This is a genomic window from Coprococcus intestinihominis, from assembly GCF_040096555.1.
GTDB lineage: Bacteria > Bacillota > Clostridia > Lachnospirales > Lachnospiraceae > Coprococcus_A > Coprococcus_A intestinihominis.
The window spans coordinates 1-12,767 of sequence record NZ_JBBMEK010000076.1; the positions used below are offsets into that span (position 1 = coordinate 1).

General features: G+C 37.3%; 8 protein-coding genes and 3 pseudogenes. 5 read left to right on the forward strand and 6 right to left on the reverse strand.

Annotated elements, in window-relative coordinates; translation table 11 throughout:
• Nucleotides 1–368, reverse strand: a pseudogene (locus WMO25_RS07680) (tyrosine-type recombinase/integrase); the annotation flags it as partial.
• Nucleotides 369–604: 236 nt separating this feature from the next.
• On the opposite strand from WMO25_RS07680, the gene WMO25_RS07685 reads away from it, so the two are divergent.
• On the forward strand, nt 605–1,402 hold the full coding sequence (locus WMO25_RS07685) for a helix-turn-helix domain-containing protein (RefSeq protein WP_349084826.1): 798 nt from the start codon (nt 605–607) through the stop codon (nt 1,400–1,402).
• 469 nt (nt 1,403–1,871) lie between these two features.
• On the opposite strand, the gene WMO25_RS07690 is transcribed toward WMO25_RS07685, so the two are convergent.
• Together WMO25_RS07690 and WMO25_RS07695 are read right to left on the reverse strand one after the other, a co-directional pair.
• Entirely contained in the window at nt 1,872–2,570 is a 699-nt protein-coding gene (locus WMO25_RS07690) for a hypothetical protein (RefSeq protein WP_349084828.1), read from the reverse strand.
• 990 nt (nt 2,571–3,560) lie between these two features.
• Entirely contained in the window at nt 3,561–6,245 is a 2,685-nt protein-coding gene (locus WMO25_RS07695; RefSeq protein WP_349084829.1) for a type ISP restriction/modification enzyme, read from the reverse strand.
• Nucleotides 6,246–6,291: 46 nt separating this feature from the next.
• On the opposite strand from WMO25_RS07695, the gene WMO25_RS07700 reads away from it, so the two are divergent.
• On the forward strand, nt 6,292–7,479 hold the full coding sequence (locus tag WMO25_RS07700; protein WP_349084830.1) for a reverse transcriptase domain-containing protein: 1,188 nt from the start codon (nt 6,292–6,294) through the stop codon (nt 7,477–7,479).
• 113 nt (nt 7,480–7,592) lie between these two features.
• Here WMO25_RS07700 and WMO25_RS07705 read toward each other — a convergent pair.
• The 3 genes and pseudogenes from WMO25_RS07705 to dfrF form a co-directional block, all read right to left on the reverse strand.
• Nucleotides 7,593–8,288: pseudogene (locus tag WMO25_RS07705) on the reverse strand (IS91 family transposase); the annotation flags it as partial.
• Entirely contained in the window at nt 8,281–9,168 is an 888-nt protein-coding gene (locus WMO25_RS07710; protein ID WP_002587840.1) for a tyrosine-type recombinase/integrase, read from the reverse strand. The pseudogene WMO25_RS07705 and the gene WMO25_RS07710, both read right to left, overlap by 8 nt.
• 322 nt (nt 9,169–9,490) lie before the next feature.
• A pseudogene (gene dfrF, locus WMO25_RS07715) lies at nt 9,491–9,986 on the reverse strand (trimethoprim-resistant dihydrofolate reductase DfrF).
• A gap of 542 nt (nt 9,987–10,528) precedes the next feature.
• Between dfrF and WMO25_RS07720 the strand changes: the two are divergent.
• The 3 genes from WMO25_RS07720 to WMO25_RS07730 are packed head-to-tail and all read left to right on the forward strand — an operon-like array spanning nt 10,529 to nt 12,634.
• Nucleotides 10,529–10,810, forward strand: coding sequence for a hypothetical protein (locus WMO25_RS07720; RefSeq protein ID WP_349084832.1), 282 nt, complete (start codon nt 10,529–10,531; stop codon nt 10,808–10,810).
• Nucleotides 10,797–11,717, forward strand: a complete 921-nt coding sequence (locus tag WMO25_RS07725) for a hypothetical protein (protein ID WP_349084833.1) — start codon at nt 10,797–10,799, stop codon at nt 11,715–11,717. The genes WMO25_RS07720 and WMO25_RS07725 overlap by 14 nt, the downstream gene beginning before the upstream one ends.
• Before the next feature lie 2 nt (nt 11,718–11,719).
• Nucleotides 11,720–12,634 carry a DUF6551 family protein gene (locus tag WMO25_RS07730; protein WP_349084834.1) on the forward strand — a complete coding sequence of 305 codons (915 nt, stop codon included), beginning with the start codon at nt 11,720–11,722 and terminating at the stop codon, nt 12,632–12,634.
• Nucleotides 12,635–12,767: the final 133 nt, after the last annotated feature.

Below are 12,767 nucleotides of genomic sequence, written 5' to 3' on the forward strand. Positions count from 1 at the left end.
TCCAGTGTCAAGAACTGGTAGTATCTGAAGACTGCACCAAGATACATATTGCAGGTCTTATTGCTCGTCTGTGTATTGTGCTCCGTATGCTTTCCACCCTTAACCCAATACAAGAAATCAATAAAATGTTTATTCTGCTCCGAATAGGAAAGCAATGTAACCTCATCCAATCCTATCGTTTGTTCCTGCAGAAAATTGTAATAATATGAAAGTGCGAAGGCTGTGGATTTTACAGTATTCGGAGAAGCATTAATCTGATCCAGATGCTTCAAATACTTTGATGGAAGGATTGCAATTTCTTCTATATCCGAAATAATCAAAAATCGTGGTCTATTATCTTTCAAAACTGAAACAACCCTATATTTCAATCCACAGCCCTCCTTTCTTTTTGACTTCTTTGATATCTTTGACTTCTTTTATCTTACATTATACACAAAGAAGTCAAAATGTCAATTGCGTATTTGACTTCTTTGACTTCTTAAAACTATAATTAATGATTTCTTTGATTTCTTTATATTTAAAATTGATTTTTGGGGACATAATTGATAAGATAAAGGTTAAGAAGTCAACTTAAAAAAGTCAAAGAAGTCAAAAGGAGATTGGAATGAACGAATTTTTATCAAATCCAAGTACATTAATAGATCCCGACAGCGTTTACGATCAGGAAAGATTCATCAATATACTTCAAACAATTTTACACACAAAAACACAAAAAGAATTATCTGAACAAACCGGCATAAACAATGCGACTATTTCTCGAATGCTCAATGGCACCCGATCAGGGCGACCATATAAAAGCACTATTGATAAAATTGCAAAAGCCATTGATGATCCAGAACTTATCAATGAATTATATGATGCTACTGGATATTCACCTCGGAAAATACAGGAACGAAAGAAGATAATTGCTGACAATGGATTTTCTCCGGATCTCTCTACTGTTCAGGTACATGAAAAGTTTTTTTCCACTTTAATGCGTGGTCTTTCCATGATGACAAGTCTGTATAAAATCGAATGGACAATAAAATCCGGAACGCCCAGATCATACGATTATTTAATTGAGTTCAAAGAAGGAAATATAGATTACTGGTATATTAGATATGTAGATAGAATTACTTCTGATGAAGAAAGGAAAAAAGCCTTAACTGCCATTTATGGAGAATTTGCAAAATTGAAATTGGACGGAAAAATCAAAGTTTCTTGCGCTACTCCTTCTTACGAAGATTATGATTATTTTGTTACAATTCCTCCATACCAATTAAATTCAATAGCTTCAATTATACATTTTGATTCTGATCTCGAAAGATTTGCAGACGAAACCTTTTTAGAAACAGCGTTACCGCTTAAAGAAAATATTCCTGTTAAGGATTTTTGTAATCTTACTGAATCACTGATACTATAACTATTTGATTTTATCACAGAGAGAGTTGCTTATGGGCTCTCTCTTTTTTATAACGATTTTACCTCCCATGTTCTAGCTCATTATGGCAAATCATTTTCTAAAGCAAGTATCGCCTAGAGTAACTCAAAACCCAGTTTCTGGATTTTGATTCTCTGGCGAACTTGATGGAGATTACGATTCCCCATACCCTCGATATCACAAAATATTAAATTTTGCTATTAGCTCAAAATAAATTTTCGCAGCTTTCTGTTTTTGCACTCATAGTTGTCAAAAACTATTTATAACCATCTGCTTCTACCGGCTGCTGATCCAAAATACTTTTATTCAAAAATGAATAAAAGTGAATTTACAAAAAAATACCCCATCACAAAAATGTAATGGGTACTTCCTCTCATTATATTTGAATCGACAAATACTTTAGGCTTGAATCGATAATGCGTGATAATCACTTTTTCCTCTTTCCTTGATTCTATAGCTTTAAAAACAGTTCTCTTATATGCAACATATCCCTATACAGTGGAGCAAAAAGTCTTTCATGTCCTCTGCACCCCTCAAGATTTGTTACCTGTGGGTGGCAAAAACTAATGACAGGAATCCTTTTACCACTCATTTCAGTAAAGTAATACCACCAATCACGATTAAATATAATAGAACGAAACGAGTTCCACTCTGTAGAATTAGGCAACACATACTCCTTTAGCAATGTTGCATTCCCTGTTATTCCTGATGCTGTCAATCCGCAGCAAATAATAATGTCCGGATCGCACAAGCATATTTCATCAAAAATTCTTTTATGTTGTGCCTTAACCGAATTCAGCAGTTCATCTCCCTTTGTTCGACTGATGCCACCCTCTTTTTTCAGATTCATCACTGCAATACGTTTTAGCTGTTCAACACGATTTTCTTTAGACATATCACGTGGATATTCTTCATTACCATCCAGTAATGCCTTTGACCATCTGCCTATATTGTTCCATGTCTTCCAACCACTTCCATCTCTACGCAAATCATCACACAAATTCCGTTCTGATTGGCAATTCATATCTCTAAGCACAAACAAAACATGCGGATTTTCATAATATTCTACATCAACTATTCCATCCGAAATAAACGCATCAAAGCAAAACTCATTTTTCCATTTCTCAAATAATTTATCCCATTCATTCATAATTTTGCTCCTTCGCTTTTTCTTTAGTTTGCATTACATCATCACCATAATTCCAACTTTTCCAATTCATATTACCACTATTTCCGATTTTTGAGAACACAGCAAATATCCCTACATAATATTTCTCACAAGTTTCTCATTTTCCCCAGAGCAAGATCCACCTGTGTTTAACAATATTGTCTTTCAGACAAATGTTCTTTCATCAGGTTTTCATCTTGCTGGGGATTCCCCAAACCCACTCTTTCTATTTATACCGAGGTTACTGTACACACTAGAGCAAGATCCACCCCGGTAATACCATATCGCTATTTTAGCAATATGGCATTTTCCGGATGTTGAAATCTTGCTGAGGATTGTGCTCCCCAGTTCCTCACATTCAGCATAAATATATACTTAGTTCCCCGAATTTCTTCGGTCACAACACAGGGAGAGAAAATAGGCTAAACAGCCCTATATCCCTGTGAAATCACTATGTGATTAAAAAATAGCAAGGACAGGAAGTGTGTATACACTTCCGCAAAATTGCCAATTTTGGTTCCCTATCCAAAATTAAAAAATACAAAAAATAAAAAAATCGTACATACCGCACAATTCAAATTTCCCATTTTTTATTCATCCTGATTTTTACGCTTATATTATTTTTCAAATTTTTCAATCCCCCCAAAAAGCAAGAAAGGACATCAACGCTTATTTGTTGACATCCTTCGCTTTGAATTTTTTAAGAAAATTTTACCTTTTCAAAATGTTATTTGATATTAAAAAATCAAATTTTGTCCATCACTACATTCCACACAGATACTTCCGAATCACCCTGTGGCTCAAATGTACAAACTACTGCTGGTCAGAACATTTGCCGGTAGGAATCAAAAAATTATAGTATTGTGGTTGCATACGCAGCCACTCAAAATGTAGGATACTCGCTATTTTGCGTTTACTAGGTTGGAGCATAAAAGGAAGCTTCCTTCAAACTTGGAAGCTTCCTTTTACTGGTCAGATTTTAATTTTGGATACAATTCTTTTTGTTTCAATAAGTATTGCAATCATCTGAATGTAGTGCTCAATTTCGTTGGCAGATAAGAAGTCGCCTTTACGATCTTTCAACCACTTTTGGAGAGGTTGGTATCCCCCTACACCCATATTCCATATCTCGACAGGAACGCTTATAAAGCGAGCACCAGTTTTATTAATTATTATAGAACCAGATTTATATTTTGGCACTTCAACCAAAGAATTTTCACCAGGCACGTAGGCAATGTTTCCTTCGTCCAATCTATTATGCATTAAGTGCAACTCACGCAACTCCCTTCCCAAAGCTACAAGAGAGAAGAAATAGTTTGCATCTTTTGGATATGGGATTCTCGGGAAGTCAATTTTCAATTGATTTTTGTACTGATTTCTATAATCTTCCGAATAAAGAATCGCATAAATATAATCCAATACATCAACGGCAGTAAAACCATTGGATACTCTTTGCTGGTGCCAATCCATATTTAGACCTAGATGCTGTTCAATGACCTTTACAATATCCGTTGCAAAGTTTGCTTTCGGACGAATAGTATTATGAATCATGTCTGTCTCTGCTATAAACAAAGGCATATGATAAGACTGAATTGTACGTTCAGCGCACTTCATCTCTGAAGCCAAGTCCGTTACAAGGAAACTATCTATTGTATCAGATTTATTTTGACGTCCAACTAGAAGAGCATAATTCTGAAAATCAAAACACATCTGAATCATGGTAGAATAGCGTGGTCGTCCTAAAAATCCACTCGATTTGTTTGTTAGAACAGAGTATTTCACATCAAAAGGTCTGAACAGTATTGGGATTATATGATATTCCCCCCGCATTATATCTGCTTTTGCAGCTTCTGCAGTCCAGGTGCCTCCACTCTTTATGTTATACTTAACTGATAAATCTTTTGGAGAGAGTGTTGTAAAATCACGAACCAAGTTTTCAATATCGCTTTGGCTGTCTTGAAGTGTTAGTGCATCGTTTTTGGTCTGGATACCCGTGTTTTTCTCCAAGAATAGATCTGCTACTGAAAAGCCTTGTTCATAGACATCCGTTCCAGAGTAGTCCTTGTTGTCAAAAAAGTAATATGGAGCTTTAGGTTCAATTTTTTCCCACTGTAAACTGTGCAGGGAAGATTTGTTAAGAACATCCAACTTGTGTTGCTGGGTACCAAACAAATCAATGTAATTAACTTTCGCAGGCGCACTGCTACCACGTTTCTCTTTGATAAAGATATGAATGCTGACGCCCTGCTGGATATCAAAAACATTTTCATCTTTACTACCATCGGGGCATTTTTCTAACCGATTTGAGTCACCGTGCAAATTTATGATGTAAATTTTGTTAAAAGTACGAAGCAATTCATAGCGCATCTTTCGATGTGTAACACCCGTCAGAAAACTGTTATTGGAAATATATGCCAGCACAGAATTTTCAGCCTGCTCACAGATGAATTGACCGTAACGAATAAATTTAATGGAGTCTTCATCAAGATTAAGCTTTTTTTCATTCAAGCCTTGTTTATAAAGAGCAATCAAATCCAATATCCATTCATTACGATTAATGCTACTGTTACTGTATGGCGGATTTCCGATGACTACATTTATGCCAGTATTTTTCTTTACGGCATTAGCCGATACAGACTCAAATGCAAGAGGGTCTTCCCATAATGTCAACTGAGCTTCGGAATTACCTGGTTTTTCAAGTGTATTGGTAAGATACACCTGCAATCGTTCATCACTGTCAAACTTGTATCCAGTATCCTTGAGAATCATCGCCAATTTCATATGGGCAACAGCATATGGAGCCATCATTAGTTCAAAGCCATTAATACGTGGCAAAAGATGGTCGGGAACATATGCATTCCATTCAGCCTGAATTGTATCTTTCGATTGTCCTTTACGAGCATCACAGAAATTTTGATAAATTTGAAGAATGGTCTGACGCAGGAAAGTGCCAGTTCCTGTTGCAGGGTCGAGAATTTGAATGGCAGGCACTTCTTTTTCATCCTCAACCATATTCCGAAATAGGCCGTCAGTTCGCTTTTTACTTTGACGAAGAAATTTGATTTTCTTTTTATCTGTTGATGCAAGGCCATCAACAACTCCAAAATCTTCCTTTAAGATATCATCAACGGCTCGGACAATAAAATTGACTACCGGCTGCGGTGTATAGTAAACCCCACGCTGAACTCTTTGAGTTTTATCATACTCGGAAAGGAATTCCTCATAGAAATGGATTACAGGATCTTCACGCCCGCCGCCTGTCTGTCTGTTAAAGTCAGCAATGATGAAGTCTGTCTTTGTATGAAGAAGAAGATCTACAATATTTCCCACTTCCAGTTCATCAAAAGAGAGTTTACTCTTGGAATTACTGGAACCCAGACATTCCTGTAACAAACTTTTAAGGAAAGGATTTGTATTTGGGATGCACTCCACAGCCTCTGCTGCATTAAAATCATCTTGAGTCTCGTCCATGCATCTTGCAGAGAAAAGACCATAGACTAAAGTTTGCGCATACATATCCGCAAACTGCTGTTCTGTCATATCATGTACGAGAGTTTCTCTAAATTTGTTATATAAAAGGTGTACATACCCATTTGCAGTTTCAATTTCTAATGTGGACAGAATACGATTCCGGATATTTTGAGCCTCCTCAGCCAAACGGATAGTGAGAGTGTGGGAATCCTGGATTGTCTGACGGTAGCGTATGGTAAACGCAGAGGCCCAATGCTTCAACGATTTATGCAGAGCCGGTTCTCCACAATGGATTTTGGAAGGAGATATTAAAGGGTGCTTCGACCACATCAGCCATAACTGGCTGTTGGCAAACATTCCAATGGATAAGGAAATGCTCGGGAAATGGCTGAAATGCGGTTTTGTGGAAACCAAAAAACTCTTTCCAACAGAAGAAGGAACTCCACAGGGCGGCACAATATCGCCAGTTTTGATGAACATGACCTTAGACGGACTGGAGCGCATTCTGAAAGAGAGATTCCCAATGAGACGGGCGGTGGCAGGTAAAACTGTCTATGACCAGATTAACTTCGTGCGATATGCCGACGACTTTATCGTTACCGGGAAAAGCCCGGAAACTTTGCGAAACGAGGTTATGCCTATCATCAAGGATTTTCTTGCGGAGCGCGGTCTGCAACTCTCAGAGGAAAAAACGGTGATTACGCACATCAGCGACGGCTTTGACTTCCTTGGGCAGAGCATTCGGAAATACAACGGAAAATTGCTCATCAAACCATCAAAGAATGCGATAAAATCCTTCCTCAAAAAAGTGCGGGCTATCGTTAGGGAGAACAAAACCGCTACACAGGACTTGCTCATTTGCAAGCTAAATCCTGTCATTCGCGGTTGGGTCAATTACCACCGCTATGTAGTTTCGGCGGATATTTTTGGATTGGTTGACCACAGGATTTTCGAGTGCCTATGGAGGTGGGCTTGCCGCAGACACAAACGGAAAGGCAAGAGATGGATTGCTAATAAATATTGGCATCACATTGATAATCGGACGTGGACGTTTGCGGCGGAGCCTGCATTTCGCGGTAAGGATTTCGATGAAAAATACCTCAAGCTGGAATACGCGGCAAACACGAAAATTATTCGCTTCAAGAAAATTGCCGCTGAAGCCAATCCGTTCGATGAGAAATGGACGGGATATTATGAGGAACGTGACGGTGAAAGAATGCTGAACAGCACCAAAGGGCGGGAAAAACTCGTCAAAATCTGGAACAGCCAGAAAAGGTGCTGCCCTGTCTGCGGAGAAAAAATCACATCTGAAACAGGGTTTAAAACGCATTTCGTCACGGGAAACAACAGGAAATGGCCTGCTATTATGGTACATCCCTGGTGTCACCGAAATCTGCATGAACCAGGTTACCTGATTTGAGCCGGGTTTCGTTTTACACGAGGCCTTACGATAGGCTTGAGCCGTATGACGGGAAACTGTCACGTACGGTTCTTAGGGGAGGGGCTGGCAGTAATGCCAGTCTCTTACCCGACATAAAGCGTATCTAATAGTTCTTTGAAAGTATAATGATTTTGAAATTTTTGTGATGTTCCAGAGTATTGCAGTTTTCCTGATTCACGAAGCAGTTTGAGTTCTTTCAGGTAATGTTTCTTAAATACAGCTGACATCACTTTTACTGGAAAGAAAAACTTTTTTCCTTTATCTTTCCAATGATTAGTGGAATCCAGACCACCGCCAAGAACTATAGTGTGAAGATGGGGATGATAATTCATTCTTGAACCCCAGGTGTGAAGTACACAAATGTATCCGATTCTTGCTCCAAGATGTTTTGGATCAGAAGATAGTTCAGTCATAGTCAGATGTGCTGCATGATACAGTGCATCATATAAAAGCTTCTGATTCGAATACACTAAAGGATACAGTTCTTCCGGAATTGTAAATACGGTATGAAAGTACGGAACATCAAGTACATTTTCCTGCTGTTTATCAATCCACTCATCGACTTCCATACCCTGACACATCGGACAGTGTCTGTTCTTGCAGGAATTATAATGAATGTACTTCTTGTGACAGGATTCACATTCACTGATATTAGCTCCCATTTCGGCAGTTTTGCATTTGGAGATACATAGTGCTGCCATATGCTGTTCGGAAGAAAAAAGATGTGTTTCACTGTATTTCGGAAGGAACTGATGAAAAACATCCTGAATGGTGATTACATTACTCATTAGAATCACCATCCTTTTTCTTAGGTTTGCGACCGCGTTTTTTCTTTTGTGGATGATCTAATGGGCTTTTAATTCCCATTACTGTTTTGTTGGAGATATGGATATAAACCTGTGTCGATTCCAGACAGCGATGTCCAAGCATAGACTGGACATAATTAATGGGAACACCCTGTTCAATCATGTGACTGGCAAAGGAATGACGGAGAGTGTGAGGATGAACGCTTAATCCTGCATCTTTTCCAACAGCTCGAAGCATAATCTCAACACCACTTACTTTTAGTGGTTCATGAGGTTCATCCAAAGAAACAAACAGATAGTCTCTTTTAATAGGGTAACTTCTCCAATACTCTTTTAAGAGTTCAAGTGCCCGGTATGAGAGTATTGTCCAGCGGTCACGATGATTTTTGCTTTGGGGAACATAAACCTGCATCCTGCTCATGTATATATCTTCAGCCCTAAGCTTCACAAGTTCTCCGACTCTAAGTCCTGATGAATAAAGCAGTGCAATGATTGCTTTGTTTCGGATGTGTGAAGCAGTAGCAATCAGAGCTTCCACTTCACTAAGTGAAAGAACTTCTGGAAGACGTGCATCAATTCGCATTCTGGGAACAATGTCCTGATCCCAAGGTATATGAAGTACATGTTTATATAGAAATGCGATGGAAGAATTATAAAAGTTACATGTGGAAGCAGATACTCCACTTTTCCTTTTGAAAAGAATAAATTCTCTGGCATCCTGTAGACAAAGTTCTTCCATAGGTTTATTACCTGTCCATTTCATAAAAGAAGTGATATTTGATATATAAGTTTCTGCAGTTCTAGAAGAACGGTTACGAATCAGACATTCCTCTTTAAGCTGTTCAAAATATTTTTCGTACATAATAAATCCTCCATGTAAAAGTCAGCAATTCAAGGTATCACTGCTTACATGGAGGTGCATTGGAATAATAAAACCGCTTGCTAAAAGAACGGTTTGGTGTTAATCTTTTCATAGGCAGTGGTAATGTCGATCCTGTTTGATTGTTGGTTGTGGTGACTTAACAATACTACTTGTAGGACTTGGTTTCCACTGCTTTTTTATGTAGGAATAGAAAAACTGCGCCACAGCCTTGGCAGGCCATCGCGCAGCGATTTGGTTCAACTGGAATTTGTCTTACAACAATTTATATATGCATAAAAAGCAATATATTTATGAAAACACCCTAAATCCAAAATTTACTCAATTCATTTTTTCCTTACATAAAATGTTCTCGTATATTTCACTTCCTCACCAAGTGTTTCCCCTATCAAAACTTCAAAATCATTGATATCAAATTCTGGAAAGAATGTATCTCCATCTTCAATATTTAAATCTACTTCTGTGATATACATTTTATCTACTATTTGCAAAGCTTCCTTAAATAGTCCATATCCACCAGATATGTATACATCTCGTCCTTTAGCCAATAATAATGCATCTTCTAATGATTTAACTGAAACTAAATTATCTCCTTGATACTCTGTTGTGGTGGAAACAACAATATTCATTCTATTAGGCAACGGATGACCGATTTCTTCATAAGACTTTCGCCCCATAATAACCACATTACCCGTTGTTAACTCTCTAAATTGCTTTTGTTCTCCCTTTATTTTCCATGGTATATTACCATTCTTGCCTATAACATTATTCTTTGACCTCGCAACAATCAAACCTATCATCTATTTCATCCTCCATAATATGATGTCGTACCTGTGATTCCATCAAGTGCACCACATCTTAACAAACTCAAAATTATCTCGAACTAACCAGCTCGACAAATTCCTTTTTTGTCTTCATCTGCATTATATCATATTGTTATAAGCATTGCCATTTCTTTTCTGCTTTTGAAAAGTTACTTATCAGCCTATGTTTTGTAAAGGGTGATATTCAGCATTTCTCACGCAACAAGCCCTTGACAAACCATAGACTAATAAGTTTTAAGGTAATCAAGCAGAAATGAAATAGTCTGCTGTTTCACGGCAACAAAAAAGAGATACCAACACACTTATGTAGTATCTCTTAGTCTAGTAGCAATATTCTTTTGTTTGCAAGCAGGTAAACATGGGCTGTTTCTTAATATCTTTTTGTTTGGGAAACACCCTCTTCCCATCCACTAATATGTATTGACTTCAAAAAGAACCGTATACGAATCCATCGCAATACACTCCGTCAAATTGGTAACCCAGAATATATTCAACTTCTTGTTAATCCTGCTCAAAAAATGATAGGTATAAAGGCTAGTTGTGCAGAGGATAAATTGGCACATAAAGTTAAAGATTATTTTGTTATCAATGGTAACAGCTATGAATTGTATAGCCGAGAATTACTATATTCACTTTCCCAGCTTAACCTTTCTTGGGAGAAATTTAATATTTTTCGTTTAGAAGGCAATATTTACCCAGATAAGAAAATAGCTCTATTTTCCATGGATAATATCATCACAAAACTGCCACAAGCAGAATTTAAATCAGAAATAATGGGGGATGAGTATGCGCAATTATAGTATATATACATTAAAAACAAAGCCAGAATTCACAAATTTGTATCAATATCTCAGTGGAAAAGATTATAAACAGCTTGAACAACAGATATTATGTCATTCCTATCACACCCCCATCTGTACATGGAATGGTATTGTCATTAATGGATTAGAAGCATATGAATTATTTCGCAAACACAGTATTCCTTTCCGCATAAAAAGACTCCATTTTTCCAGTAAAGAAGATGTAATTTCATGGATATGTACTGACCAACTTAAACGAGAGGATTTAACCAATACCAATAAAAAATACCTGATTGGGAAAAAATATGATGCTGAAAAAATATTAACCGCAAGACAACTTTCATCTACGAATAAATCTCATATTTCCGGTGCAAGCATCGCAGCAAAAAAAGTATCCGAAGAATGTAATGTAGCAATGGCTACCGTTCACAAATATTCTGCCTATAGTCATGCACTAGATATAATTGATGAAAAAGTTCCGGATCTTGTCAAAAGAGTCCGTTCCGGTCAGCTCTGGATTTCTCAAGCTAATATTATTGAACTTTCAGGATTATCAAAAGAGCAGCTTTTAAGTCTAAATAACTACATTCTTGCCGAAAAGATAGAACATCTAAGTTATCATGATATGAAAAGGGAATTACTATGGAATAATTACGCCAAACCAATGTCAGAGAAAAAATCTTCCGTTCCTATTCCTTCTATACACAACCTGCCACAATTCGATCCGGATGCGGAAATTGCAAGTCTTACGCTGACGATTCCCTCGTGGAACAGTTCTATCGAAAGAGTATTAAAAGTTTCAGATTTTAAAATTGCATCTGATACAGCAAAAAATAAGCTTAAATATCAGCTTATGTGCCTAATATCAACCACAAATAACATTTTAAAAAAATTGGAGGAAATATAATTATGGATGGAAATACCGAAGATTTACAAAAGTTTGTTCCTCAAGTGCATTTTGAGCAAATACCAATTAAAAATTTATGTTCAAATCAAGATTACCAACGTAATCTGTCCATCAAACACGTTCAGCGTGCTGCTACTAATTTTGACCTTTATCAGATAAATCCTGTAAAAGTGAGTAGACGTGATGGAATCAATTATGTGTTCAACGGACAACACACTATAGAAATTGTCGCTCTCGTCTCTGGATCAAGAGAAACTCCTGTCTGGTGTATGGTCTATGATGATCTTGCTTACACCCAAGAAGCAGATATTTTTGCAAACCAGATGAAATATGTCAAATCGTTATTGCCTTATGAAATATTCATGGCTAACATTGAAGCTGGTAATGATAGAGAACTTATTATTCGTGACCTTGTAGAATCGTATGATCTCACTATTACCTCTTCCTCTCGCCCCGGAGGTATATGTGCTGTATCCACTTTAATTAATATCTATGAAAAATATGGCTTTCACACTCTTGATCGTGTTTTACGCCTTTGCGTTGCCACATGGGAAGGTGCGCCTATGTCCTTTAGTTCCAATATGCTTAATGCTATTGCTCGTCTGGATAATGCTTATGGAGAAACAATGAAAGATGACACCTTTAAAGAAAAAGTGGGACGTGTCTCTGTCAGGGAAATCAGTCGTACTGCCAGAGAACGTCGTGCCGGTTCATTAGGATTCGCAGAAGCTCTTTTACTAGAATACAATAAGAAATCAAAGTATCCACTTCCTTTTGAGAAATTATACACTCATAAAACACCAAAAAAAAGGGAACAATCAACTGAAAACGAATCCGATCAAAGTTCCACTCCAGAAGGTCAATTAGATTTATTTTCTACGGATCAAGACAATACTCCGGCTCTGCCAAACGAATAGCGCAGAGCCTTCATCCTTCGTTCTATCCTTACTTTCAAAAAGGACGCCCTACTTTAAGTAATGCCAGTTAGCTAAAATTGGAATAAAATAGTAGGTATCCTAAAGTAATGGTAATAATGCACAATTCATAACA